This window comes from Brevundimonas sp. (genome assembly GCF_046295595.1).
GTDB lineage: Bacteria > Pseudomonadota > Alphaproteobacteria > Caulobacterales > Caulobacteraceae > Brevundimonas.
Genome location: NZ_JBKBMX010000021.1, coordinates 1 through 25,786, shown reverse-complemented (window position 1 = coordinate 25,786; position 25,786 = coordinate 1). Strand labels below are relative to the sequence as shown.

At 69.2% G+C, this 25,786-nt stretch carries 25 protein-coding genes; 14 read left to right on the top strand and 11 right to left on the bottom strand.

Going from position 1 to position 25,786, the window contains the following annotated elements:
- Positions 1-5 precede the first annotated feature (5 nt).
- Positions 6-1,190 carry a citrate/2-methylcitrate synthase gene (locus ACK4JY_RS12750; protein ID WP_409606279.1) on the bottom strand — a complete coding sequence of 395 codons (1,185 nt, stop codon included), beginning with the start codon at positions 1,188-1,190 and terminating at the stop codon, positions 6-8.
- A gap of 126 nt (positions 1,191-1,316) precedes the next feature.
- On the opposite strand from ACK4JY_RS12750, the gene ACK4JY_RS12745 reads away from it, so the two are divergent.
- From ACK4JY_RS12745 to queG, 3 genes are all read left to right on the top strand, one after another.
- Positions 1,317-2,264: a cation diffusion facilitator family transporter gene (locus ACK4JY_RS12745; protein WP_409606277.1), complete on the top strand. Its 948-nt coding sequence runs from the start codon at positions 1,317-1,319 to the stop codon at positions 2,262-2,264.
- Between the two features lie 64 nt (positions 2,265-2,328).
- Positions 2,329-3,012 carry a glutathione S-transferase family protein gene (locus ACK4JY_RS12740; RefSeq protein ID WP_409606275.1) on the top strand — a complete coding sequence of 228 codons (684 nt, stop codon included), beginning with the start codon at positions 2,329-2,331 and terminating at the stop codon, positions 3,010-3,012.
- Between the two features lie 24 nt (positions 3,013-3,036).
- Positions 3,037-4,158, top strand: a complete 1,122-nt coding sequence (queG, locus tag ACK4JY_RS12735) for a tRNA epoxyqueuosine(34) reductase QueG (protein ID WP_409606273.1) — start codon at positions 3,037-3,039, stop codon at positions 4,156-4,158.
- On the opposite strand, the gene ACK4JY_RS12730 is transcribed toward queG, so the two are convergent.
- Both ACK4JY_RS12730 and ACK4JY_RS12725 read right to left on the bottom strand, forming a co-directional pair.
- On the bottom strand, positions 4,155-4,949 hold the full coding sequence (locus ACK4JY_RS12730; protein ID WP_409606271.1) for an NlpC/P60 family protein: 795 nt from the start codon (positions 4,947-4,949) through the stop codon (positions 4,155-4,157). The two genes, queG and ACK4JY_RS12730, sit on opposite strands and share 4 nt — an antisense overlap.
- An 89-nt stretch (positions 4,950-5,038) precedes the next feature.
- Positions 5,039-6,427, bottom strand: a complete 1,389-nt coding sequence (locus tag ACK4JY_RS12725; protein WP_409606269.1) for a leucyl aminopeptidase family protein — start codon at positions 6,425-6,427, stop codon at positions 5,039-5,041.
- Between the two features lie 76 nt (positions 6,428-6,503).
- On the opposite strand from ACK4JY_RS12725, the gene ACK4JY_RS12720 reads away from it, so the two are divergent.
- The 6 genes from ACK4JY_RS12720 (at position 6,504) to ACK4JY_RS12695 (ending at position 11,356) form a co-directional block, all read left to right on the top strand.
- Complete coding sequence (locus ACK4JY_RS12720; protein ID WP_409606267.1) at positions 6,504-7,313, top strand: tetratricopeptide repeat protein; 810 nt, start codon at positions 6,504-6,506, stop codon at positions 7,311-7,313.
- Positions 7,314-7,351: 38 nt separating this feature from the next.
- Entirely contained in the window at positions 7,352-8,032 is a 681-nt protein-coding gene (locus tag ACK4JY_RS12715) for an HAD-IA family hydrolase (RefSeq protein WP_409606265.1), read from the top strand.
- A gap of 46 nt (positions 8,033-8,078) precedes the next feature.
- Positions 8,079-8,549 carry an iron-sulfur cluster assembly scaffold protein gene (locus ACK4JY_RS12710; protein ID WP_409606263.1) on the top strand — a complete coding sequence of 157 codons (471 nt, stop codon included), beginning with the start codon at positions 8,079-8,081 and terminating at the stop codon, positions 8,547-8,549.
- A gap of 42 nt (positions 8,550-8,591) precedes the next feature.
- A complete protein-coding gene (gene yidD / locus ACK4JY_RS12705) occupies positions 8,592-8,840 on the top strand; it encodes a membrane protein insertion efficiency factor YidD (protein ID WP_409606261.1) in 249 nt (82 codons plus the stop codon).
- Positions 8,837-10,759 (top strand): threonine--tRNA ligase, encoded by a 1,923-nt coding sequence (gene thrS, locus ACK4JY_RS12700; protein ID WP_409606259.1) that lies wholly within the window; start codon positions 8,837-8,839, stop codon positions 10,757-10,759. Before yidD ends, thrS begins: the two co-directional genes overlap by 4 nt.
- Before the next feature lie 96 nt (positions 10,760-10,855).
- A complete protein-coding gene (locus ACK4JY_RS12695; protein WP_409606257.1) occupies positions 10,856-11,356 on the top strand; it encodes a ferritin-like domain-containing protein in 501 nt (166 codons plus the stop codon).
- Between the two features lie 48 nt (positions 11,357-11,404).
- Here ACK4JY_RS12695 and phnE read toward each other — a convergent pair whose 3' ends face one another.
- The 4 genes from phnE to ACK4JY_RS12675 all read right to left on the bottom strand — a co-directional run bounded on the left by phnE (position 11,405) and on the right by ACK4JY_RS12675 (position 15,349).
- Entirely contained in the window at positions 11,405-12,220 is an 816-nt protein-coding gene (gene phnE, locus ACK4JY_RS12690; RefSeq protein WP_409606255.1) for a phosphonate ABC transporter, permease protein PhnE, read from the bottom strand.
- Positions 12,217-13,221 (bottom strand): phosphate/phosphite/phosphonate ABC transporter substrate-binding protein, encoded by a 1,005-nt coding sequence (gene phnD / locus ACK4JY_RS12685; RefSeq protein ID WP_409606253.1) that lies wholly within the window; start codon positions 13,219-13,221, stop codon positions 12,217-12,219. The genes phnE and phnD overlap by 4 nt, the downstream gene beginning before the upstream one ends.
- Complete coding sequence (gene phnC, locus ACK4JY_RS12680; RefSeq protein ID WP_409606251.1) at positions 13,218-14,015, bottom strand: phosphonate ABC transporter ATP-binding protein; 798 nt, start codon at positions 14,013-14,015, stop codon at positions 13,218-13,220. Before phnC ends, phnD begins: the two co-directional genes overlap by 4 nt.
- Positions 14,016-14,122: 107 nt before the next feature.
- On the bottom strand, positions 14,123-15,349 hold the full coding sequence (locus ACK4JY_RS12675; protein ID WP_409606249.1) for a DUF2254 domain-containing protein: 1,227 nt from the start codon (positions 15,347-15,349) through the stop codon (positions 14,123-14,125).
- Positions 15,350-15,573: 224 nt separating this feature from the next.
- Here ACK4JY_RS12675 and ACK4JY_RS12670 point away from each other — a divergent pair, with 224 nt between their 5' ends.
- The 5 genes from ACK4JY_RS12670 (at position 15,574) to ACK4JY_RS12650 (ending at position 19,871) form a co-directional block, all read left to right on the top strand.
- Complete coding sequence (locus ACK4JY_RS12670) at positions 15,574-16,839, top strand: type III PLP-dependent enzyme (protein ID WP_409606247.1); 1,266 nt, start codon at positions 15,574-15,576, stop codon at positions 16,837-16,839.
- A gap of 103 nt (positions 16,840-16,942) precedes the next feature.
- On the top strand, positions 16,943-17,995 hold the full coding sequence (locus ACK4JY_RS12665) for a 1,9-bis(guanidino)-5-aza-nonane synthase (RefSeq protein WP_409606245.1): 1,053 nt from the start codon (positions 16,943-16,945) through the stop codon (positions 17,993-17,995).
- A gap of 125 nt (positions 17,996-18,120) precedes the next feature.
- Entirely contained in the window at positions 18,121-18,486 is a 366-nt protein-coding gene (locus ACK4JY_RS12660; protein WP_409606244.1) for a ribonuclease, read from the top strand.
- 108 nt (positions 18,487-18,594) lie between these two features.
- Positions 18,595-19,101, top strand: coding sequence for a hypothetical protein (locus ACK4JY_RS12655; protein ID WP_409606242.1), 507 nt, complete (start codon positions 18,595-18,597; stop codon positions 19,099-19,101).
- Positions 19,098-19,871 carry a PA-phosphatase gene (locus ACK4JY_RS12650; protein ID WP_409606241.1) on the top strand — a complete coding sequence of 258 codons (774 nt, stop codon included), beginning with the start codon at positions 19,098-19,100 and terminating at the stop codon, positions 19,869-19,871. Before ACK4JY_RS12655 ends, ACK4JY_RS12650 begins: the two co-directional genes overlap by 4 nt.
- Here the strand turns inward: ACK4JY_RS12650 and aguB are convergent.
- The 4 genes from aguB to ACK4JY_RS12630 form a co-directional block, all read right to left on the bottom strand.
- Positions 19,852-20,721 (bottom strand): N-carbamoylputrescine amidase, encoded by an 870-nt coding sequence (aguB, locus tag ACK4JY_RS12645; protein ID WP_409606239.1) that lies wholly within the window; start codon positions 20,719-20,721, stop codon positions 19,852-19,854. The genes ACK4JY_RS12650 and aguB overlap by 20 nt on opposite strands.
- Positions 20,721-21,722 (bottom strand): agmatine deiminase family protein, encoded by a 1,002-nt coding sequence (locus tag ACK4JY_RS12640; RefSeq protein ID WP_409606237.1) that lies wholly within the window; start codon positions 21,720-21,722, stop codon positions 20,721-20,723. Before ACK4JY_RS12640 ends, aguB begins: the two co-directional genes overlap by 1 nt.
- Positions 21,723-21,889: 167 nt before the next feature.
- A complete protein-coding gene (locus tag ACK4JY_RS12635; protein WP_409606235.1) occupies positions 21,890-25,297 on the bottom strand; it encodes a carboxypeptidase regulatory-like domain-containing protein in 3,408 nt (1,135 codons plus the stop codon).
- A 283-nt stretch (positions 25,298-25,580) separates the two neighbouring features.
- The coding region (locus tag ACK4JY_RS12630; RefSeq protein WP_409606233.1) for an OmpA family protein at positions 25,581-25,786 on the bottom strand (206 nt) is incomplete at its 5' end.

Below are 25,786 nucleotides of genomic sequence, written 5' to 3'. Positions count from 1 at the left end.
GCGGATCAGTTCGCGCCCGGTTCGGGCCCCACATAGCGCAGGCGCGCCCGGATAGGCGAGCCGTTCGTCGACTGGTCGATCGCATGGGCCAGCAGGCCGGCCAGACGGCCGATCATCAGCAGGTCGGCGGCGCCTTCGCGCGGCAACTCCAGCCGGCGGGTGACGGCCACGAGGGCGAGACCCAGACCCGGTCGGCGCCCGGTCATCTCCTCGCCCTCGCGCATGGCGCGGGCGAGATCGGGCGGCAGGTCGGCGACCCGCAGCAGGGCGGCGGCGCGGGGATGGCCCTGCGGCCAGGCCGCGTCGCCGAAGCCGGACAGGGCCCCGGCTTCGTGGGCGCGGCGGGCGGCGTCGGCGGCCTGGCGGCGGACGGCCAGGACCCAGGCCGAGGCCCGGGCCAGATCGCTGATGGCGGGCGATCCGGCCAGGGTCGTCAGTCCGGCCAAGGCCGCGCCGGCCGGACAGGCGCCGGCGCCGGCGGCGGCGCGGGTGGTCAGGGCGGGGGCGTCGAGACCGTTGTCGGCCACAAGGGCCAGCACACGTCTGATCAGATGGGCGTCGGGCTCGCGCACCTTCCAGGCGCGGGCGAGGCGCTGGTGCAGGAACAGTCGCGGCCCGGGGCCGGCCACGGCGTCGACGGCCTCGTCGAGCACGCGGGCGCATTCGACCTGCAGCAAATCGGCGGATCGCGTCTTGAGGTCGGCGTCCTCATCGGCCCGGCGGGCGAGGCTGGCGAACAGCCGGCCGCGGGCCGAAGACCCCGGCGTGGCGCCGACGCGCGGACGCACCTCGGCGAAGGGATTGGTGGCGCGCGCGTCCCACAGCAGCCGGGCGACGTCCTCGAGCGTGGCTGTCTCGGCGAGCTGAATGGCGTCGAGACCGCGATAATAGAGTCGCCCCTGGCTGCTGACCGAGACCGAGGAGCGGAGTTCGAGATCCGCCCCCTCCGTCTCTTCGGGCGGCGGCAGCCATTGGCCGATTTCGCCCGCGGCCGGTTCGTCGCCGCTAAGGCGGACGATGTCGGACACGGCGTAGAGGCTGCGACGGCTGTCTTCGGGATCCGGCCGGGCGGTGATCCGGCCGCGGCTGACATAGGCGTACAGGGTCTGGGCCTTGACCCCCAGTCGGGCCAGGGCCTCGCCGCGTCCGATCCAGCGGCCGGCCTGCGCTGCTGTCGTTTCAGACTGCATGTCGCCTCCGAAAGCCCGGGCCCGGCCCATGGCGGCCCCACCTTGCGGCCATTTCATGACGATGCCGCTAACGCCGGTACCCGAGGCGCCCTTGGCGCCGTCGAAGGTTTCCGCGACAAGGCGGCGATGAGCTCAACCGCGACCGACGACGCCGACCTGGCGACCCGCAGCGTGACCCGCCTGTCGGTGGGCGTGGCGGTGGGGCTGATCGCCTTGAAGGCCTTCGCCCTTGGCGCCTCGGGCTCGGTGGCCATCCTCGCCTCCCTGACGGACTCGGCGCTGGATCTGGCCGCCTCGCTGGCCACCTTCTTCGCCGTGCGCTGGGCCGCCGCCCCGCCTGACGCCGAGCACAGGCACGGCCACGGCAAGGGCGAGGCGATGGCCGCCCTGGTCCAGTCGGGCCTGATTTTCGCCTCGGCCATCTTCATCGGCTGGGAGGCCGTGCAGCGCATCTTCGATCCCCGGCCCGTCAGCTCGGGCTACTGGGCCGTGCTGGTCATGCTGATTTCGATCGCGGTGACCGGCTGGCTGGTTTGGATGCAGGACCGGGCCATCAGGCGCAGCGGCTCGATGGCGGTGAAGGCCGATCAGGCCCATTACGCCGCAGACATGGCGGCGGGGGTGGTGGTGCTGATCGGCGTGGCTTCGGGCGCGTTTCTCTCGGCCCCGGGTCTGGACGCCGCGGCCGGCCTGATCGTCGCCGTCTGGCTGTTCTGGGGCGCGCTGGGCCTGCTCCGGGAAGCGGCGGACCACCTGCTGGACCGGGCCGTGCCCGATACCGACCGCATCGCCATCACCACCGCCGTATTGGCCGATCCGCGCATCTCGGGCGTGCACCAGCTGCGCAGCCGCATGGTCGGGTCGGTGATGTCGATCCAGATGCATGTCGATCTGGAGCCGAGCCTGACGCTGGAACAGGCCCACGCCATCGTCGTCGGGGCGGAGCAGCGGCTGCTGGAGGCCTATCCGCGGGCCGACATCCTGATCCACGCCGATCCGAGAGGCCGGGCGGCATCGCTCAGCGTGCCGGAAGCCGGGGACGAAGTCGCAGTCGGAGTCGGAACCGACAGCTGATCGTTGCAGCCCGGCGGGTCCATAACTAACGTAGACTTAACGCCCTCTGGCGCATGCCTCCGGCATGTCGGCCTGCGTCCTCTATCATTTCCCGTTCGATCCCGGCTCGCGCGCCGCGCGGCTGGCGCTGGGCGAGGCCCGGGTCGAGTTCACCGACACGGTGGTGCGGCCGTGGGAGGACGGCTGCCCGGTCGCGACGCTGAACCCTTCGGGCATGCCGCCGGTGCTGCAGACCACGGATGCCGGGCGGGCCCTGACCCTGTGCGAGCCTGCCGCCATCTTCGGCTGGCTGGAGGACCGCGTGAAGGAGCCGTTCCTGATGCCGGTCGACCCGGTCGAGCGGGCCGAGACCCGGCGGCTGGTCGGCTGGTTCGACCGCCGTTTCAATGACGAGGTCAACGCCGTCCTGCTGCACGAGCGGATGGAGAAGCCGCTGCTCCGCCTCGGACCGCCGGAAGCGCGGGCGCTGCGGGCCGGACGCGAGGCGCTGAAATCGCATCTGCTGATGCTGGAAGGCCTGCTGGCGACGCGCGACGCCCTCGCCGGACGGCGGATCAGCCAAGCCGACATCGTCGCCGCGGCGCATCTGTCGGTGCTCGACTATTTCGGCGAGGTCCCGTGGGCGAACTGGCCGGCGCTCAAGACCTGGTACATGAAGCTGAAGTCGCGACCCTGCTTCCGGCCGCTGCTGGCGGACCGGTTCCCCGGGGTGCAGCCCTCGGCCTGGTACCACGACCTCGACTTCTGAGCCCCGAGGCGTCAGACGACGCGAATGGCGGCCGATCCCAGAGATTTCATCCGCGAGCGTGCGTCGGCCCTCGGCTTCGACGTCTGCCGCTTCGCCTCGGCCAGCGAGCCGTGGAGCGCGGGCGAGCGGCTGGCGCATTTCGTCGGGGCCGGGCGGCACGGCGACATGGGCTGGATGGAAACGACGCTGGAGCGGCGGGCCCATCCGACCGCCATGTGGTCCGGGGCGAGGACGGCCGTCGTCCTGGGCCTGAACTACGGCCCCGGATATGATCCCCTGCCCGAGATGGCCGACGGCTCGGCCGGCTATATTTCGGTCTATGCGCGCGGCGACGACTATCACGAGGTGATCAAGGGGCGGCTGAAGACCCTGGCCGGGCAGATCGCCGCGCGCACGGGGGAAGACGTCAAGGTGTTCGTCGACACCGCCCCGCTGATGGAGAAGCCTCTGGCGCAGCGGGCCGGGGTGGGCTGGCAGGGCAAGCACACCAATCTGCTGTCGCGGACGCGGGGCAACTGGCTGTTCCTCGGCGTCATTCTCAGCGCCGCCGAACTGGAGCCGGACGCGCCGGAGGGCGAGCATTGCGGCGGCTGCACCGCCTGTCTGAAGGCCTGCCCGACGCAGGCGTTTCCGGCGCCGTTCCAGCTGGATGCGCGGCGGTGCCTGTCCTATCTGACGATCGAGTTCGCCGGGCCGTGGCCGGTCGAGTTCCGGGCGGCGACCGGGTCGCGCATCTATGGCTGCGACGACTGTCTGGCGGTCTGCCCGTGGAACAAGTTCGCGGTGGCCTCGCACGAGAGCCGGGTGCAGGCGCGCGAGGCGCTGGTGTCGCCGCAGCTGGCTGATCTGGCGGCGCTGGACGACGCGGGCTTCCGGGCGCTGTTCTCGAAGAGCCCGGTCAAGCGGATCGGGCGCGACCGGTTCGTGCGCAATGTGTTGTACGCGATCGGCAACAGCGGCGATCCGGGGCTGGTCAAGGCGGCGCGGGCGTTGGTCGACGATCCGGCCCCGGTGGTGCGCGGCGCGGCCGTCTGGGCGCTGTCGCGGCTGATGGACGAGGCGGGGTTCGCGGGGCTGAGGGGGGAACGGCTGCCCGGCGAGGCGGACGCCGCGGTGCGGGCCGAATGGACCGGCGATCAGGTCTAGAGGCGGCGGAAGACCGGGGCGTGGAAGCCGTCGGCGCGGTAGCGGGCGTCGGCCTCGGCGAAGGCCTCGATGACCACGGCGCCGTGATGGCCGGTGGCGTGGAGCACGCGGTCGGCGTCGAGCATGAAGGCCGAATGGCCGGTCCAGCTGTGGTCGCCGGGGGGCGACAGCCAGACGACGAGATCGCCTCGGCGGGCCTGTTCGCGGACGACGGCCTGGCCCAGTTCGGCCTGCTGGTCGGCGTGGCGCGGGCCGGCGAGGCCGCAGGCGTAGAGGGCCTGCTGCACCAGGCCGGAGCAGTCGGTGGCGGTCGAGGACCGGGCGCCGAGGCTGTGCGGGACGCCGATCAGGCGTTCGGCGACGGCGACGGGGTCGGTCTCGAAGGCGCCGATCGGGGCGAGGTCGACGGCCGGGACGTCGGCGGCGTCGGCGATCAGGGCGTTGAGCGGCAGGCGGGCGGCGACGGCGGCGACGCGGTGGGTCGGCAGGGGCGCGCCGGGCCTCAGCGCCGAGGCCGCGATCCAGCCGACAAGGCCGTCGCGGCGGGCGCGGCCCCACAGGCGGTCGCCGGCCTGGTCGAGGACGTCGAAGGCTTCGCCATGGATCAGCTGGTCGATGCGTTCGGAGGCGGGGTCGGCGCCGGCGTGGATGTCGGTCACCGGGGCGACGGCGTGCATCGGGCGGACGGGGCGATAGGCGGCGGCGCGCACGCGCCCCTCCAGCGCCTGCTCGGCCAGGTCGGGCCGCGCGAGCGTGGTGCGGGGGTCGGGCGTGGCGGCGTCAGGGGTCAAGCAAGGCGCGTCCGGTTGAGACGGCAGGATGACTCCATAAGCCAAAAGGGCCGTTAACGAACCGAGGCTTTATCGTGGCGAAACCGACGTCAGCCGACGGCCGGGAACCGGCGCGAAAGCATTTCGAAACAGGCGCGCAGGCCCTGCGCCTCGCCGCCCTCGGGCCGGCCGGGCTGGGCGCGGGGGTTCCAGGCGAAGATGTCCATATGCGCCCAGGCGCCGGTGGTCGGGGCGAATTTCTGCAGGAACAGGGCGGCGGTGATCGAGCCGGCTTGGGCCCAGGCGGCGGAATCGTTGCGGATGTCGGCGATCTCGCTGTCCAGCGCGGCGCGATAGCCGGGCCACAGCGGCATGCGCCACAGCGGGTCGCCGACGGCGGCGGCGGCGGCCAGCAGGTCGGCGACCAGGGCCTCATCGTCGCTGTACAGGGGCGGCAGTTCCGGGCCGAGGGCGATGCGGGCGGCGCCGGTCAGGGTGGCGAAATCGAGGGTCAGGTCGGGCGCATGCTCTCCCGCGCGGGTCAGGATGTCGGCGAGGATCAGCCGGCCTTCGGCGTCGGTGTTGCCGATCTCGATCGTCAGGCCCTTGCGGCTGTTCAGTATGTCGCCGGGGCGGAAGGCGTCGGCGGAGACGGCGTTCTCGACCGCCGCCACCAGCACCACCAGCCGCACCGGCAGATCGGCCTCCATGACCAGCCGGCCCAAGGCCAGGGCGTGGGCCGAGCCGCCCATGTCCTTCTTCATGTTGCGCATGCCGGCCGAGGTCTTGAGGTCGAGCCCGCCGGTGTCGAAGACCACGCCCTTGCCGACGAGGGCGACCAGCGGCAGATCGGCGCGGTCGAGCTTCCAGCCGATCTCGATGACACGGGGGGCGCGGTGCGGGGCGGCGGCGCGGCCGACGGCGTGGACGGCGGGGTAGTTCTCCTCCAGCAGGGCCTCGCCGGTGGTGACGGCGAGGGTGGCGCCGGAGGCCTCGGCGATCTCGCGGGCGATGGTCTCGATCTGCAGCGGCCCCATGTCGGCGGCCGGGGTGTCGACCATCTCGCGGGCGAGGGCGCAGGCGGCGGCGATGCGCACGGTGGCGGCGATGTCGACGCCTGCGTCGACGACGAGGCGGACGGAGCCGGCGCGGCGCGCCTTGTAGCGGTCGAAGCGATAGGCCCCGAGGGCGAAGGCGAGGGCGGCGCGGGCGGCCTCGGCCGGCTCCAGCCCTTCCAGCCGCCACAGCCCCTCGGGCAGTTTCGCGGCGAGGCAACGGGCGCTCATGGGGTCGAAGGCGTCGCCGGCCCCGAACAGGGCGCCCGACACGCCGTCGTCGGAGGCCGGGAGCAACAGCAGCTGGCCGGCCTTGCCGGTGAAGTCGTTGGCCCGCGCCCAGGCGGCCCAGACCCCGTCGACCGGCGCATCCTTGCGCACGATCCGCACCGGCAGGGCGTCGGCGCCGTCGGCTGTCAGCAGGTCGGGGTGGAGGACGGACATGGCGGGCGGCCGATCTTAACTAAGGATTGACGGGAAGGGCCGAGTCTGTGGCCGAACCTTCCGGAACGTTCTCCCCATGTCGCGCACGACCGCCCGCATCGCAACCATCGCCGTGTTCGCCGCGTCCTTGCTGGCCGCCGCCGCCCCCGCCGTGGCGCAGCAGGCCGCCCCGCAGACGCAGGCGGCGCCCCCGGCCCCGGCGAGCGCCGAGGCGCGCGCGGCCTATGACCGGGCCGATCCGCTGAGCCGGTCGGTGTTCTGGACAGAACAGGCCGAGCTGAATCCGATGGATCCGGTCGCCGGGGTCAAGGCGGCGCAGGCGATGCGCGATCTGGGCCGCTATCAGGAAGCCGCCGACATGGCCGAGCGGGTGCTGCTGGTGCAGCCCGCCAATGTCGAGGCCATGCTGGAGGTCGGGCGCAGCCATATCGCCCGGGGGCAGGCCTTCTATGGCGTGTCGGCGCTGGAGCGGGCCCGCGACGCCCGTCCGTCCGACTGGCGGGCCTGGTCGCTACTGGGAGCCGCCTATGAGCAGGTGCGCCGGTCGCAGGACGCCCAGGCGGCCTGGGCCCAGGCGCTGGCGCTGTCGCCCGACAATCCCGACGTCCTGACGAATATGGCCATTTCGGCCATGACCCGGGGCGACACCTCCGCGGCCGAGCCGTTGCTGCGCCGGGCCGCCGCCCAGCCGGGGGCCTCGCTGAAGGTGCGGCTGAACCTGGCCATGGCGCTCGGGCTGAACGGCAAGATGGGTGAGGCCGAGCAGATGATGCGCCGCGACCTGCCGCCCGATGCCGCCGACCGCAATCTCGAATGGCTGCGGGCCCGCGCGGGCTCGGCCGCCGCCGATCAGGCCCGGACCTGGGGTTCGCTGCAGGGCGGCTAGGGCGTTGCGCCCCGTCCGGCCGCGTGCTGGATGAGGCCATGGCCTCCCCCCTCCCCGCCTACGACGCCTTCCTGTTCGACATGGACGGAACCCTCATCACCTCGATCGCCGCCGCCGAACGGGTCTGGACCCGCTGGGCCGAACGGCACGGCCTCGACGTCGCGGCCTTTCTTCCGACCGTTCATGGCGTGCGGGCGATCGACACCATCCGCCGCCAGAACCTGCCGGACATCGACCTGGACGCCGAAGTCGCCTGGGTCGAGCGCGCGGAGACCGAGGACCTGGACGGCGTGGTCCCTATTCCCGGGGCCGTCGAGTTCGTGCGGCGCCTGCCGCCCGACCGCTGGGCGGTGGTGACCTCGGCCGCGGCGCCGCTGGCCATGGCGCGGCTGAAGGCGGCGGGTCTCGCCCCGCCCCGCGTCCTGATCACCGCCGGTGACGTCGAGCGCGGCAAGCCCGATCCGACCGGCTACCATATGGCGGCGCGGGCGCTGGGCTTCGCCGCCGCCGACTGCCTCGTGTTCGAGGATGCGGAGGCCGGCATCGAGGCGGGAGAGGCGGCGGGCGCCGACGTCGTGGTCGTCACGGCGGCCCGGACCCATCCGATCGCCACCCCGTATCCGACGCTGACGGATTATGGCGATGCGCGGCTCGCGGTGTCGGAGGACGGGCGAATGTCCCTGACGCTCCGGCGCGACGGCGACCCCGCCGCTTCGTAGGCGCGCGCACCTTTCCCGCCCCGTCCTCCCGTCCTATCTTCACGGCATGATCGACGAGCTCTACAGCGCGCGCATTCTCAAGCTGGCGGCCAATCTGCCGCACAGCGGGCGGCTGGCCGATCCGCAGGGCACCGGCGAGCGGGTGGCCAAGCTGTGCGGCTCCAAGGCGATCGTCGATGTTTCGCTGGATGCTGACGGGCGGGTCGCCGCCTTCGCCCAGGATGTGAAGGCCTGCGCCCTCGGACAGGCGGCGGCGGGCGTGCTCGGCGAGTCCGTCATCGGGGCCTCGCTCGAGGAGATCGCCGACGCCCGCGACGCCATGATCGCCATGCTCAAGGCCGGCGGCGAAGGCCCGGACGGCCGGTTCGAGGGGCTGCGGACCCTGAAGCTGGTCGCCGACTATCCGGCGCGCCACGCCTCGACCATGGTGGCCATCGAGGCCACGCTGGACGCTGTAAGGCAGGCGCTGGCGCGCAAAGCCCCGGACACGCGAACTAGCCTCGCCGGCGCGGCATAGCCCGTTGCCCCCGCGCGCGTCGCGGGGGATAAGCGCGGCGACATGGCGCCTGGCGAAAATCTCTATGAACGCAGCGTGCGGCTGGCCCATCGCGGCTACAAGCTGACGCTGTCCCCCCTGATCGGGCAGCAGTGCCGGTTCCTGCCGACCTGCTCCGACTATGGCCGCGACGCGCTGATCCAGCACGGGCCGATCAAGGGGGGATGGCTGACGGTCAGACGCCTCTGCAAATGTCACCCCTTCGGCAAATCGGGCTATGACCCGGTTCCGCCTGCAAAGACTGAACGATGATCGAACTCAAATTCCCCGACGGCGCCAGCCGCGAATATCCCGACGGCTCGACGGCGCGTGACGTGGCCGCCTCCATCTCGCCGTCGCTGGCCAAGCGGGCGGTGCTGGCCGAGCTGAACGGCGAGCAGCGGGACATGAACCGGGTGCTGGAGACGGGCGGCGATTTCCGCCTGATCATGCGCGACGATCCGGCGGCCCTCTACACCATCCGCCACGACACCGCCCATGTGCTGGCCGAGGCCGTGCAGACGCTGTTCCCGGGCACCCAGGTCACGATCGGCCCGGCCATCGAGGACGGATTTTATTACGACTTCTTCCGCGAGGAGCCTTTCTCGACTGACGACTTCGCGGCGATCGAGAAGGAGATGGGCCGGATCGTCGAGCGGGACGCGAAATTCGAGCGGGAGGTGTGGGACCGCGCCGAGGCCATCCAGTTCTTCGAGGACCGGGGCGAGAAGTTCAAGGCCGAGCTGATCCGCGACCTGCCGGGCACGGAGACGATCACCCTCTACCGACAGGGCGACTGGATCGACCTGTGCCGCGGCCCGCACTTCCCGTCCACGCGCCATGTCGGCAAGGCCTTCAAGCTGACCAAACTGGCCGGCGCCTACTGGCGCGGGGATTCCAGCCGCGAACAGCTGCAGCGCATCTACGGCACGGCCTGGGCCTCGAAGGAGGATCTGGACGCCTATCTGCTGCGTGTCGAGGAGGCCGAGAAGCGCGACCACCGCAAGATCGGCAAGGCCATGGGCCTGTTCCACATGCAGGAAGAGGGCCGGGGCATGGTCTTCTGGCACCCCAAGGGCTGGGAACTGTGGCGCGTGATCGAGGCCTATATGCGCCGCCGCCTCGACGCGGCCGGCTATGTCGAGGTCAAAACGCCGCAGGTGCTGGACCGGACCTTCTGGGAGAAGTCGGGCCACTGGGACAAATACCGGCCGAACATGTTCGTCTGCGAGACGGTCGAGGGCGAGGAGCTTTCGCTCAAGCCGATGAACTGCCCGGGCCACGTGCAGATCTTCGACCAGGGCCAGCGGTCCTACCGCGAACTGCCGCTGCGCATGGCCGAGTTCGGGGCCTGCCACCGCTATGAGCCGTCCGGCTCGCTGCACGGCCTGATGCGGGTGCGCGGCTTCACCCAGGACGACGCCCACATCTTCTGCCGCGAGGACCAGATCGTCGAGGAGACGTCCGAGTTCATCAAGCTGGCGCGCAGCGTCCACGCCGACCTCGGCATGCAAACAGCTTACATAAGCTTGGGCACGCGGCCGGAGAACCGCGCAGGGTCCGACGAGTTCTGGGACAAGGCCGAGGCGCTGATGGCCGAGGCCGCCCGCGCCGCGGGGACCGAGCCGGTGGTCACCGAGGGCGACGGGGCCTTCTATGCGCCCAAGCTGGACTTCGTGGTCAAGGACGCCATCGGCCGCGAATGGACCTGCGGCACAATCCAGCTCGACTATGTCCTGCCCGAGCGGCTGGGCGCCGAATACATCGGCGAGGACGGCCAGAAGCACCGGCCGGTCATGCTGCACCGGGCCATCCTCGGCTCGTTCGAGCGCTTCATCGGCATCATGATCGAGAACTACGCCGGGGCCTTCCCGCTGTGGCTCGCGCCGACCCAGGCCGTGGTGGCGACGATCGTGTCCGAGGCCGACGACTATGCCCGCGAAGTCGTGGCGCGGTTCAAGGCGGCGGGCCTGCGCACCGAGATCGACCTGCGCAACGAGAAGGTCGGCTACAAGGTGCGTGAACACTCGGTCGGCAAGGTTCCGGTCATCGCCGTGGTCGGCAAGACCGAGGCCGAACAGGGCACGGTGGCGATCCGCCGGCTGGGCTCGCAGGCCCAGGAGGTGGTGTCCCTGGACGACGCGATCCGCATTCTGACGCAAGAGGCGACACCACCCGATCTGCGGGCATAACGCCGGCATGTCGGATTCCAGACACAGGAACTGATCGAACCGGCGGCGGCTTTGGACGGGACGCGCACCGTGCGCCCTCCCAAAGGATTAGACATCATGGCCGAGAAAACTCTCGACACCCTGTTCCACGACACGCTCAAGGACATCTATTACGCCGAGCGCAAGATCCTGAAGTCCTTGCCGAAGATGAAGCGCGCCGCCCAGTCGCCCGAGCTGAAGGCCGCCTTCGAGAAGCATATCGGCCAGACCGAGGGTCAGATCGAGCGGCTGCAGCAGGTGTTCGAGATCATCGGCAAGCCGGCCCGCGGCAAGACCTGCGACGCCATCGAAGGTATCCTCGCCGAAGGCGACGAGATCGCCGAGGAGTACAAGGGTTCGCCGGCCCTGGACGCTGGCCTGCTGGCCGCCGCCCAGGCGGTCGAGCACTATGAGATCACGCGCTACGGCACGCTGAAGCGCTGGGCCAATGTGCTGGGTCTGAAGGACGCCGCCAAGCTGCTGGACGAGACCCTGCAGGAGGAGTCGCAGACCGACGAGGACCTGACCACGATCGCCGACGCGGCGATCAACGCCGAGGCCATGCGTCCGGCCGCCTGACGAAAACGATGACGGACGGGCCCTTGCGGGTCCGTCCGCTTTTCGGTGTTACAGCAGGCGTTTGCGCATCGCCTGCGACAGCATGTCGATCAGGGTCACGGCGATGACCACGACGATGACGATGGCCGAGACGTCGCGGAAGTCGAAGGCGTTCATGCGGTCGAACAGCACCTGGCCGATGCCGCCGGCCCCGATCAGACCCAGCACCGTCGCCGACCGGCTGTTCGACTCGAAGCGGTAGAGGGCGAACGAGGTCCACAGCGGGGCGACCTGCGGGATAACGCCCCACATGATCTCATGCAGCTTGGTGGCGCCGGTGGCGCGCACGCCCTCGACCGGGCCCTTGTCGATCGACTCGACGGCTTCGGAGAACAGCTTGGCCAGCACGCCGGCGGTGTTCAGGGCGATGGCGAGGACGCCGGGCAACGGGCCCAAGCCCACGGCGACCACGAACAGCAGGCCGATCACCAGATCGGGTATTGAGCGCAGCAGGTTCATCAGCCACCGGACCGGGGTGACGACCCAGACGGGGGCGATGTTGCGGGCGGCGGCCAATCCCATCGGAATGGCGGCGAAGACGGCGAGGAAGGTGCCCCACAGGGCGATCTGGACCGTCTCCCACATCTTGGCGACGAACAGCCGCCAGTCGGTGAAGTCGGGCCGCAGCAACTCGCGGGCGAAATTCTGGGTATTCTCGGAATTGCTGAACAGGCGCGAGATGTTGCCCAGTTCGACCGGGCCGAAGCTGTAGACCAGCAGGGCGGCGACGCCGCCCCAGATCAGGACGTCCAGCACCCAGGCGCCCAGCGGCTTGGCCGGCGGGTTCGGGATCGTCGCGGCCGTCGTGGCGGCGGTTTCGGTCAAGGCTGGACCTCACGCAGGCTGCGCAGACGCTGCAGCTCACGTTCGGCGGCGGCGACCGCGGCGGCGTCGCCCCTCGCACGCGCCTCGCCCAGCTGCTGGTCGGCGACCATCTCCCGGACCGGGTTCAGATAGCTGTCGTCGGCGGCGCTGAAGCGCGAATATTCCAGATCGGCAAGCACCCCGCGCTGGCGCTCGGCCTCGGCGCCCTCGCCCTGGCCGTAGGTCAGGAAGAAGCTGCGGATCTTCTCCTTCAGCGCGGGATCGAGGTCCTCGCGCAGGACGATGCCGCTCTCCGGGATCGGCGGCGACTTCCAGATCTCTTCGATCTGGGCCGCGACCTGCGGGTTCTGCTTGGTCAGGAAGACGGTGTTGACGGTGTTCGACGTGGCGACGTCCAGCACGCCCGAGGCGACCGAGAAGGCGTTCGACTGGTGATTGGCCGAGCGCACGGTCTTGAAGCACTCAGACGGAGCAATGCCGCGCGGATTGAACAGGAAGGCCATGGGGGCCAGCGTGCCCGAGGTCGACTGGGCGTCGCCGATGCCGAAATCGAAGCGTTTGCCGCAGGCCAGGACCTGGTCGAGGGTGATGCCGGACCCGGCACGGACGATCAGGGTGGATTCGTAGCTGTCCATCCCCTCCTTGTTGACGGTGCGGGCGATGACCTCGGCGTTGGCGCGGTCGATGGCCTCGATGGCCGGCTTGGCCGAGAACCAGGCGACGTGGGTCTGCTCGCCCTCCATGGCCTTGACCAGGACGGTGTAGTTGGAGCCGAAGAAGGGCTTCACCGGCAGGCCGATGGCCTTCGACATGTCGTCGAGCAGCGGCTGCCACAGCGGACCGGCCGAGGCCTGGCCCTCGGCCGACAGGATCGAGAACACGACCTCCTCCGGCGGGCCGCCGGCCTTGGTGTCATCGCCGCCGCCGCACGAAGCGACACCGAGGGCGAGGGCGAGGGCGGCGGCGAGGGCCAGCCGGCGGGTGAAGGATGGCAGGGTCATGCCTTGGTTTCCCAGAACGCGTCCTCGAACTCGGGACCGTAGATGTCGATGAGCTGTTTGGTGTCCAGGCCGGTGGCCGGGCCGTCATAGACGATCTGGCCGGCCTTGAGGGCGATGACGCGGTCGCAATAGCGGATGGCGTAGTCGACCTGATGCAGGGTGACGATGACGCCGAGGCCGTCGCGCTGGTTCAGCTCGACCAGCAGCTCCATGACCTTGCGGGCCGAGACCGGGTCCAGCGAGGCGACCGGCTCGTCGGCGAGGATGGCCTGGGCGCCTTGGACGAGGGCGCGGGCGATGGCGCCGCGCTGTTGCTGGCCGCCCGACAGGGTGTTGGCGCGCTGGGCGGCGTAGTCGGAGACGCCGACGCGGTGAAGGGCCTCCATGGCCTTGCGCTTGTCGCCGGCGGGCCACAGGCCGAGGAGGCCCTTCCATTCCGGCAGCCGCCCGAGGGCGCCGAGCATGACGTTGGAGAACAGCGACAGCCGGCCGACCAGATTGAACTGCTGGAAGATCATGCCCAGCTTCTGGCGCGCCGCGCGGGTGGCGCCGGTGGTCCGGCCGTTCTTCTGGACGCATTCGCCGAATACGGTGATCACGCCCTTGCCGGCGTCGATGGTCTGCAGGCCGGTGATGGAGCGCAGCAGTGTCGACTTGCCCGAGCCGGACGGGCCGATCAGGGCGACCATCTCGCCGGCTCCGACCTCCACGGACACGCCGTTCAGCGCCTTGCGGGCGCCGAATGTCTTGGACACATCCCTGACGGACGCGACGGCGGCGGTGGCTAGGGTCATGGACACGCTGGGTGCGGTTGCAGGGGCGCGCCGCATCGCCCGATCAGGCCCGCGAGGCAAGTCTTAATGGCACGTCCGCGGCGATTTCGTCCAGCGTGACGGTCCGCTCAAACCTTGACCGCGCGGACCCGGGCGAGGTCCGCGGGGATGGGCATCGACTGCCGCGCCCGTGTCATCAGTTCGCGCGCCATATCCCGCGCCGGGGCCTGCATGGGGCCAGGGGTCGCGGCGAGGGACCTGAGCGCCTTGAGCAGGCGGATCGTCGCCGGAACATCGCCCGCGCCGTACCGGGCGATCTGGCCGAAGATGTCATCCAGCAAGTCGGCATCGGCCAAGGGCGCGGCCAGGACCCTGGAGCAGGGCGAGGGGTCGGCGTCGTCCTTTGGCGGCTCCAGCCAGATATCCAGCAGTCGCACGCCGGCGCCGATGACCTGAATCGCCGTGCCCGGGTCGTTGACGGCGGGCGACAACGCCTTGCCGGCGATCTCGCCCAGGACGATCAGGCCGAAACGGGGATCCTGATCATAGGAGCGGGACGGCCCGAGAATGAAGGCCGAGTGGACTTCCGATCGGGTCTTCTCGTCGCAATGATCGCGGCCGATCCGCGCCAGCGCCTCGCCGCGCCGGACAAAGGCCCCCGGGGCGGCCAGAACCTGGATGTCGCAGTCACCATGGCCCCCGGCGGCCTCGAGCCGGTCCGGATCGACATTCTGGACCCAGCCGGTCTTGTCGCTGAGGATCAGAAAGCCCGTCGCCAGCACGCCCGGCCGGCCGCCGAGGAAGGGCCTGCGGCTACGGGCGACCAAGGCCTCGCGGGTGCGGTCCTCGACCAGATCGATCATGTGGCCGATCCGGGCCAGGCTGGAGAGCCGGTTGATCCACGCCAGCAGGCGGTAGGCGACCAGCGCCACCACGGCGAGACTGACGAGGAACAGGATCGCCCGGCCCTCCGCGCCATAGTAGCCGGCGTTGATCGCGGTCACGGCGACGATGGCGTACAGGAAAGCGCCGACGAAGGTCGCCAGCGAGCGCTGGGTCTGGCCGTCGCTGGTGACCAGGGCGGCCACCCGCGGCGTCGCGCCCTGGGACACGGCGGTGTAGGCGGTGACCATGGCCCCGACCGAGAAGGTGGCGACCGCCAGCAGGCTGGAAGCGAGGATGGTCAGGAGCTGCTCGACCGACTCGCCGCCCAGCCGTTCCGCCAGGCCTTCGGGGACCCACCGCGCGGCGACCGACGCCAGCAGGGCCGCCGCCACGCCGAAGGCGGCGTAGGCGCTGGCCCGGACCCACAGTTCGCGGGTCAGCCTGAGCCAATAGAATTTCCAGCGGTTCATTCTTGCGTCCCCGCCGCCCGATGACGGTCAAACATCCAACGCCCGGCTACCGCCAAGGTTCGTTTGCCCCGTCAATCACGGCCCCGAGCGACGCCTGGACACGAAATTACCGCTTTACATGACAGGCCGCTGACCCTACATCGCGCCTTCCGGCGGACCCCGTGGTCTGACACTTTGCGCTGCTAACGCCGGCTGGGTTCAACAATTACAGGGGTTTACGTGAATTGCGCACGTATCCATTTCCCCTGGACCTGGTCCGCGAGCGGTCCCCTGAACGTCCCGTCGCACTCGTGCGACCGCGTTCGGTTTCCGTAGCGGCGCGCTGGTTCCAGGACAATCTAAAGGCTGACGTCTTCTATGCGGTGAAGGCCAATCCCTCGCGCTGGGTCATCGAGACCCTGATCGAGGCTGGCGTGACCGCCTTTGACGTTGCGTCGATCTCCGAGGTCGAACTGGTGCGTTCGGTCAGCGCCGACGCGCGCCTGGCCTTCATGCACCCGGTCAAGAGCCGCGGCGCCATCACCCGCGCCTATTTCGAGTTCGGCGTCCGCACCTTCTCGCTCGACAGCCACGACGAGCTGGCCAAGATCCTCGACGCCACCGGCGGCGCGGCCGACCTGAATCTGGTCGTGCGCATGGCGGTGTCGGCCGATGGCGCGGCCTATTCCCTGTCGGGCAAGTTCGGCGTCTCGCCGGACCAAGCCCCGTCGCTGCTGCTGGCCACCCGCCAGGCGGTGAAGGACGGCCTGATGGGCGTCAGCTTCCACGTCGGTTCGCAGTGCATGCGCCCGTCCGCCTATGAGGCCGCCATGGCCCAGGTCGGCCGCGCCATCACCCGCGCGGGCGTGATCGTCGACATCGTTGATGTCGGCGGCGGTTTCCCCTCGGTCTATCCGGGCATGGTCCCGCCGGACATGAGTGAGTACGCGGACGCCATCCATCGCGGCTTCGCCGAGATGCCGGTCACCCACACCACCGAACTTTGGTGCGAGCCCGGCCGCGCGCTGGTCGCCGAGTCATCGTCGGTGCTGTGCCGCGTCGACCTGCGCAAGGGCGACGCCCTGTATCTGAACGACGGGTCCTATGGCTCGCTGTTCGACGCCACGCACTCGCGCTGGCCCTTCCCGACCAAACTGGTCCGGGACGGGGCGGCCTCGGCCGATCTCAAGCCGTTCCGCTTCTACGGCCCGACCTGCGACAGCATCGACCATATGCCGGGACCGTTCTGGCTGCCGGCCGATGTGCAGGAAGGCGACTTCATCGAGATCGGCATGCTCGGCGCCTATGGCGTGGCCATGTCGACCGGCTTCAACGGCTATGGCGAGCACGACCTCGCCATCGTCGGGGACGCGCCGATGGCGTCGCTGTACGGCCTGGCGCCGCGTTCGATCCCGACGGTTCGCACCACGGCGGAAGAACAGGCCCGCAAGGTCGTTCGTCTGTCGCGCCCCAAGGGCAAGGCCGGCCAACGCAAGAAGCAACGCCGCTAGATCGTCGCTTTTCGGCGCTAAACAAACAGCAGCGGCCCGTCGCTCCGTCCGGGCCGCTGCTTCTCTTGACGACGGGCGCTCACACCAAAGGGAAACCCTTGCTATGAACGCTCCTGTTCAGTCGAACCAGAAAGCCCAACTGCTTCAGAACACCGTCGAGCACGTGGACATCACGTCCTTCGACGCCCGTCCGATCATCGACAGCATGCGCAAGATGTCGTTCTCGAGCCGCGACACGGCGCGGGCCGCCGACATCTTCAACATGGCCATCGAGGACAAGGACTGCTCGCCGTGGCTGATCCTCGCCGGCTCGACCTCGGCCGGCGGCTGCATGCACGTGTACCGCGACATGGTGAAGTTCGGCATGATCGACGCCGTGGTCGCCACCGGCGCCTCGATCGTCGACATGGATTTCTTCGAGGCCCTCGGCTTCAAACACTACCAGGCCGCCGGCGAGGTCGACGACAACGTCCTGCGCGACAACTACATCGACCGGATCTACGACACCTACATCGACGAGGAAGAGCTCCAGGCCTGCGACCACACCATCCTGGAGATCTGCAACCGCCTGGAGCCGCGCGGCTATTCCTCGCGCGAGTTCATCTGGGAGATGGGCAAATGGCTGTCCGAAGGGAACGCCAAAAAGCCCGGCAGCCTGATCCAGACCGCCTACGAAGAGGGCGTGCCGATCTTCTGCCCGGCCTTCGTCGACAGCTCGGCCGGCTTCGGCCTGGTCAAGCACCAGAAGGAGCGGATGGCGGCGGGCAAGCCCTATCTGATGATCGACGCGGTGGCGGACTTTCGCGAACTGACCGACATCAAGATCGCGGCGGGCGTCACCGGCCTGTTCATGGTCGGCGGCGGCGTGCCCAAGAACTTTGCGCAGGACACGGTCGTCTGCGCCGAGATCCTGGGCATCGAGGCGGAGATGCACCGCTATGCGGTCCAGATCACCGTCGCCGACGTGCGCGACGGCGCCTGCTCGTCGTCGACGCTCAAGGAAGCCGCTTCGTGGGGCAAGGTGCAGACCACCCACGAGCAGATGGTCTTCGCCGAAGCCACCACCGTGGTGCCGCTGATCGGTTCCGACGCCTACCACCGCGGAGCGTGGAAGAATCGCGACAAGCGCCGCTGGAACAAGCTGTTCGGCAAGTAACGAGCAGCCGAACGATGGGAGGGCCGGGATGCGAATCCCGGCCCTTTTTCGTGCCCGCCGCGGCGGCTTAAACACTGCGGGAACCGCTCCCCGGGCCGTTCGCTTATTTGTCGAAGGAGTTCGCCATGACCGACCAGAACCCGCACCAGACCGACGACGCCCGCGAGGCGGACGACATGGGCGAGAAGCCGGATCTGGGCCGCACCCCGGACGCCCTGACCGAGGCCGTTTCCGGCAGCGGCATGGGCTCGGACACCCGGGCCGGATCGCTGCGCGGCGGGTCCGCCAGCGGGTCAGAGATCGACCCCGACCAGGACCGCATCAACGAGAGCCTGGCCAGCGAAGGGATGCGGTCGGCCGCGCCCGTTTCGCCAGTCGGGACCAGCGCCGAGGATGCGATCAACAACACCGGCGACGACCGGGCCGGCGATGGCGGCCCCTCCGAAGACAAGTCGGGCGTGGGCGACGGCGTCGATGCGGCGACCGGCTAAGCCTGTGACATCCAGCGCCCCTGGCCGGGAGCCAAGCCGCCTTGCCGCCGCCGCCGCCATGCGCCACGGTGCGGCAACAACACAGTCTTTTTCAGGGACGACCAAGGGATGAAGCGTAGTCTTGCGGCCACCGCCTTATTGGCGGCCATGGCCATGACCGCCTGTGGCGAGCGTACCCCCGCGGGCGCCGACGTCGAAGCGGACGTCGCTCTGGTCGAAGCGCCCTCCCCGGTCGCCGACGGCCCGGCGGCCCCTTCCGCCCCGCGCACCGGCGGTTCCAGCGCGGCGCCGGCCGCGGACGGGGCGCCGGTCTTCGCCGTGATCTATCCCGGCGGCGCGCCCGGCGGCCCCGCGACGGTGGCGCAGGGCCCGGAGGGCCCCGGCGGCATCGTCGAATTCACCACGGATGCGGCGCCCGCCGATGTCATCGACTTCTATCGCCAGCGCGCCGAATCGGCCGGTCTGAAGGCGATCAACACCATGAACCGGGGCGACTCCATGGGCTATGCGGCCGGGGACGGGGCGGATGGCCGGGGCCAGCTGCTGAGCGTCGTGGCGACCCGACTCGAGGGCGAACCGACCAGCGTGCAACTGACATGGACTGCCGGTCGGTGAAACCGGCGGCGGCCATTGTGGCCGCCGGGTTGCTGACGGTCGCCTGCGCCGGGGTCAGGACGCCCGCCCCCACCGGACCGACACCGGGCTATCTGCCGCCAGGCCGCATGGCGGCGCTGGTCGCGGAAGCCGCGACGTGGCGGGATCGCGACGACCTGGCCGCCTCCGAAGCATTACGCGCCTTAGAGGACACCGACCGCTGGTGGATGGCCATAGCCCACGCCGAGCTGCGGCCGCCCGAGGCCGCCCAGCATTTCGACTGCGTGCTGGGAACTCTGCTTGCTGCGAGCCCCCGGCCCGCCCTGTCCCGAATCATGAACCGCCTCCTGACGGATTCGACCGCGTTGAGCGCTCGTCTCGCGGCGGCGCACCCGAGGCCCCGGCCGATTGTCGCCGACCCCTCGCGTCGCGCCTGCCAGCGGATGACGGACGCGGACCGGTCGAGGGGGTCATGGCCGGCGACGGGCGCCGTGATTGGCGCAGCCTACGGCGAGTTGTTCGCCTCGCTGGCCCCGGACCGCGCCGCCCACGCCCGCGCCATGGGCCGCGAGATCGGCGTCAGTCGCGCGGTCTGCGCGATGAACTGGCCCTCCGACGTCGAGGACGGGCTGCGTCTCGGTCAGGCCCTCTATGCCCGGGCGGAGACGTCGCCGGCGTTCCAGCCGGACCTGGAGGCCGCCCGCGCCGAACTCGCCCGGGCCCGGACCGAGGGCCTGACCAGCCCCGCCTGCGCCGCCGAACGGCGTGCGCTCAGGCCGGGCGGGGACTGACCAGCGATCCGTACAGGTCGGTGCGACGGTCGCGGAAGAAGCCCCATGCGGCGCGGTGGCGGTCGATGTAGTCGAGGTCGAAGGTGTGGACCAGCGCCCCCTCCGCCTCGCGGTCGAAGCTCTCGACCAGGTCGCCGCGATGGTCGGCGATGAAGGAAGAGCCGTAAAAGACCTGCCCGGCCTCATTGACCTGTTCGTGGCCGATGCGGTTGGCGCCGACGACCGGGACGACGTTGGAAACGGCGTGACCCTGCATGGCGCGGCGCCACGGCTCGGCGGTGTCCAGTTCCTTGTCATGCGGCTCGGAGCCGATGGCGGTCGGGTAGAACAGCACCTCGGCGCCCTGAAGCATCATCGCCCGGGCGGTCTCGGGGTACCACTGGTCCCAGCAGATGCCGACGCCGATCCGGCCGTGACGGGTGTTCCAGACCTGGAAGCCGGTGTCGCCTGGCCGGAAATAGTATTTTTCCTGATAGCCGGGGCCGTCGGGGATGTGGCTCTTGCGATAGACGCCCATGGCCGAGCCGTCGGCGTCCAGCATGACCATGCTGTTGAAATAGTGCGGCCCCTCGCGCTCGAAGATCGACACAGGGATGGCCACGCCGAGTTCGGCGGCGACAGGCTGCAGGGCGGTGACGCAGGGGTGCTCCCGCCACGGGAAGGCCGTGCCAAACCATTTCTCCTCCTGGGAGACGCAGAAATACGGCCCCTGGAACAGCTCGGACGGCAGGACGACCTGGGCGCCCTTGCCGGCGGCCTCGCGGATCAGGTCGATGGTCTTGTCGATGTTCGCCTGCAGGTCCTCGCCGTAGGACGTCTGCAGGGCGGCGACGGAGATCGTGCGGGCCATCAGGCGGGCTCCTGCTGGGAGATGCAGTGGAAGGATCCGCCACCTGACAGGATGGCGAGGGACGGCAGGGGGATGATCTCGCGATCGGGGAAGACCGTCTTCAGGCCTTGGCAGACCAGGTCGGCGGCGCGGGTGTCGCCATAGGTCGGGACGATCACCGCGCCGTTGGCGATGAGGAAATTCATATGGCTGGCGGGGACAGGGCGTTCGTCCTCATCGCCGACGAAGCCCGGCGACGGCAGCGGCAGGACCTTGATGGGCTGGCCGGCCGCGTCGGTCATCTCCGACAGGGTCCGCGCCACCTCGGCATAGACGTCGTCGTTGGGGTCGCCGCGACCCCAGGCTACCGGGCAGGCCACCACGCCCGGGGCGACGAAGCGGGCGAGGTTGTCGACGTGGCCGTCGGTGTGATCGTTGAGCAGGCCGTCGCCCAGCCACAGCACCTTGCGCGCGCCGAGCGCGGCGGCGAGCGCGGCCTCGGCCGCGGCCTCGGTCCAGCCAGGGTTGCGATTGGGGTTCAGCAGGCACTGGCGCGTGGTGAGGATCGTGCCCTGGCCATCGTGGTCGAGCGCCCCGCCCTCGAGGATGACGTCATGGCGGTCCAGGGAAACGCCGGCGGCCTGACCGATCTGTTCGGCCACTGTGTCGTCGTGCGCAAGCTCGTACTTTCCGCCCCAGCCGTTGAAGCGGAACGCGGCGGCCGTGGCCGACGCCCGGCCGAAGATCGGGCCGGTGTCGCGCAGCCAGATGTCGCCGAACCGGCCCTCGACGACCTCGACATTGGCGACCCCGACGAAGCGCGCGCGGGCGTCGAGCAGTGCATCGGGCGTTCCGACCAGCAGCCTTACCGTCTCCCGGCCGGGCCCGGCGAGGGCGCGCACCAGGGCCTCGACCTCGGCCTGGGCCGGTTCGAGGTTCTGCTCCCACAGGTCGCCATGGCTGGGCCAGCCGACCCACATGGCGCGATGCGGCGACCATTCGGCGGGCACGGGCGTGGTCATGGGCGGAAGCGTCCTTGGGCGGGAGAGAACCGCGCCAGATAGACATGACGGGGCTCGACTTCAACGTCCGGCGACGGTTTGACGACTTTGCCCCGGGTGACGGGCCGGCAAAAGAAAGGGGCGGCCCGTCACCGGACCGCCCCCCACTTCCGCAGCTTGGCGCGTGCCTAGAACTCGTAGCGCAGACCCAATTGGACGGCCCAGAACGAACGACCGTTGTTGTCGCGGTTCAGGATGTCCGCCGTGGAGCTCGGGCTGGAATAACGGTAGCCGTCGCAAACCGGGCTGCCGGAGCCGGGCACGACACCGGCCGCGGTCGAGCACTGGGCGTTGATGAGGGTCAAGGTGTCGCTGTATTCTTCCACAATGCCCCACTCGTCGTTGAGCAGGTTGGCGAGGTTCTGCACGTCAGCGACAAAGCGGAACTTGCCGGGCAGACCGAAGGCCGGCAGCTCCTGGCTGAACTGCATGTCGATCTGGTAGGTTTCGGGCTGGTCGTTCGATCCCTCGCCCTTCTTGGCGATCTGGCCATATTCAAGACCGAAAGTGTCCACCAGTTCGCGGAACCGGTCCCGCGTCGCGGCCGAGTCGAAGGTGACGAACCCGACGGTCAGGTCGTTCGGGTTGGCGTCGTTGGCGAAGTCCGGCACATACAGGAGGTGGGAACCGCGGTTGACACCGAAGGTCGGGCTGCGGCTCGACGAGGTGTCGTTCATCACGAAGCTGATCGGGCGACCGTCCCGGATTTCGCCGAACAGGTTCACGCGGGTTTGCAGGTCGCCGAAGAAGTTGTGCGAATAGTTGATCTCGGCCTTCCAGCGATTGGCGATCTCTTCGAAGGAAGTGCCCAGCGAGTCCTGGTTCGGGTCGAGCCGCGACGCGCCGCCACCGTACTGGGTGCTGGCGGTGGAGCCGAAACGGACACCCGAGGAGACGTCGCGGACGTTGGAGCGCGCATAACCGATCAGGACGTCGAGGTCTCTGTTGAAGAAGGATTTGCTCGCGCTGACGCCGGCCGTGTAGCTGCGGCCATCGTTGGTGTTGAAGGCGACGATATCGCGGTTCGAACCCGGGTTGGTCGAGGTGACGCCGAAGGCGGCCCGCTGGATCGCCGTCCCGCCCAGACCGTCGTAACGGATCCGGCCGTCGGGAGTGTATTGCTGGACGCCGTTGACCATCAGGGGCTGCGCCCGGGCGTCGCGGAAGGTTATGCCGTCATTGACCTCGGTGTAAACAAGGTCAACCGACACACGCCAGTTGTCGAGGAAGCCGGAGATCCCGGCCCCCGCGAACGAGGCCCAGCCTTCCGGAGCTTCGATAGTGGTGGTGAGGAAGTATTTCCAGTCCGACGGCATGTCGAAGCCCGGCGCCAAGGCGTTGACCTCGGACGCGATCGGCGCGGCGGCGCCCCCTTGAAGTTGCTGGACCGCGGTCGGGATCTCATAGCCAAAGGCCGGGCTGTTGACGTCGATGTTCAGCGCGGCCGCGCCAACCGCTTGGGTGAAGCCCGCGGCGTTCGTCGTTTCGCGGAAGGTGCCGTCGGCATTGCGCTCGATCTGGATGCCCGCCGTGAGGACGCCGGTGTTGCCGAAGCTGTTGGCGAGGATGACGTCCGGCAGACCGCCGGAGAACAGGCCGACACCACCGTTGAAGGTCAGCCAGCTGTTCGCCTGCCATTCGAAGGAGGCGCGGGGCATGAGCACGCTCATGCCATCGTACGTGGTCTGGTTGGTGAAGCCGGTCCGATTGACGAAATTCTGGTTGAAGGCGGGCGCGTCGTCCATCTTGTACCAGTCGAAGCGGGCGCCGAGCTGGATGCTGAAGTTCTCAAACAACTGAAGCGTGTCCTGCCCATAAGCAGTATGGACGGCATAACTGAGATCCGCCGCGCCGTCGGCCGGGTCGCCGGTGATGGCGTTGGAGTAGATCAGGCGACTGGCGCGACCGGCCTGGAAGTCGGCCAGCGAGTCGAAGTAATAGGTGCCGTTGCTGTTCGGAACGAACAGGTTGTACAGGCCCACTTCCTGGAACTGGTAGCCAAACTTGAAGAGGTTGTCGCCAAGGATGTACTCGCCCTTGGCGTGAAACTGCAGATTATCCGTCGTCAGATAGTTGGCGTGACGGAACTGGTCGGGGCCAAAACGGTAGACGGAGTTCGAGCCGCAACCGGTAATCGCGCCCGATGTGACGATACTGGTCGCGTCCGAGCAGACGGTGATGTCCGAAAACTCCTGGCCGGACGGCGGTTGCTGGAGTCGCTCGTAGTCACGGTAGGTGAGCCGGAACTGGGTCGAGAAATCCGACGTCCACTGGGAGTTCAACTCCGCCGCATAAGCGGTGTCGGTCTCGCCCGTCAGATACCATTGCGAGTCGAAGCCCGCGGACGACGTGCTGATGTTGGTGCGCTGGATCACGCCGGATTCGGCGTTGCGGTACGTCAGCGACAGACGGTGGTTGTCGTTGATGTTCCAGTCCAGCTTGGCCGTGTACTTCTCGTCGGTCACCGGCTTGGAGCGGGCGAATTCACCGATTTCGAACTCGGTAGCATAGGTGTTGTTGAACAGATCGACAAAGTCGCTGACGTTCTGCTCGGTGATGCCACGGACGGAGTTGGAGAAACCGCCGCCCGTCGGGCCGGTCGATGTTGTATCGGTGGTTTCATAGGTTTCGTAGGACACGGCGAAGAATAGCCGGTCGCGGAAGATCGGGCCCGACAGGAAGGCGCCCCAGTTCTCTTGGTCCACCTCGTTGGCGATCGGTACGCCGCGGATGCTGTCCCCGACAAGGTCGCTGTTCAGGAAGTTGTAGAAGGCGGTGCCGTGGAAATCGTTGCCGCCAGAACGCAGCACGACATCAAGCGCGCCGCCCGAGAAATCGCCATTCTCGACATCAATCGGCACGGCGCTGACGCTGAACTGCTCGATGGCGTCCAGCGACACCGGTCCGCGGCGGGTCGGCAGGCCACCAGTGTTCAGGCCGTAGTCGTCTTGGGCCTGGGTGCCGTCGATGGTCACGCGGTTGGTGCGGGGATTGGAACCGGCGATGGAAATGCCGCCGTCGCTGCGGGTGTTCTGCGACACCAGAATGTTGCGACGGGCGAGATCGCGGATGTCACGGGTGACGGCCACGACGCTCTGGACGCCCTCGCGGTCGAGGACCGAGGTGACGCCTGAGTTGTCGGCGGTGACGTCGCGCGCGCCCAACACGACTACGTCCTCAACGTTGCTGGCGCTGGACAACGTCAGGGTCAGAGGGGTGGTCTGGGCGACCTGCAGATTGATGTCGGACAGCTCTGCGGTCATACCGTTGGGGCTGGAGACCGCGATCCGGTAAGGACCGCCGGGCCGCAGACCACGCGCCGCGAAAGCTCCGCTCGTGTCGGTCACCGTGTTGAGCGTGGTGCCGGAGGGCAGGTGCGTCAGGGTGACAGCGGCGCCGGCCACGCCGGAGCCGTCATCCGCAACTACGGCACCGCGCACGGCCGCAGTGGTCTCCTGGGCGTACACGGCGCTTGCCGCCAGCATGCTGGTGGCGAGGGCGGTCGTCGCCCAGAACGCGCGTTTGCGGTTCGTCATTGTCATCTATCCCCGATGCAGAAGAGCGTGAGCGCTCACCGACCGGCCCTCGGCCGGCTGAAATCCCGCTCCCTCTACGGGTCACGTCGGAATATCGGACGACAATCGTGTGACAGAGAGATGACAGCCCGGTTCGGTGGCGGAGGAGACACACTGCTGTGGGTCGTTTGTCCCAAGAGGCCACCGGCAAAGCAAAACCGCCGGCCCCGTGAGGGACCGGCGGCTCTGGTCTTGTGTTGCGCCCGCCCTGGCCCGGAGACCGGGGCGGTCGACGTCAACTGTCCTAGAAGTTGATGCCGATGGTGGCGCGACGGTTCAGAGGCTCGCGAACGCCGTCGGCGGTCGGGCGGGCCAGGTTGGTTTCGCCCTGGCCGTCCAGCGAGATGACGCCGCCGTTGACGCCCTGGGCGACCAGCGCGTCCGCAACGGTGCGGGCGCGGCGGTTGGACAGGCCGACGTTGTAGGCGGCCGAGCCGGAGGTGTCGGTGT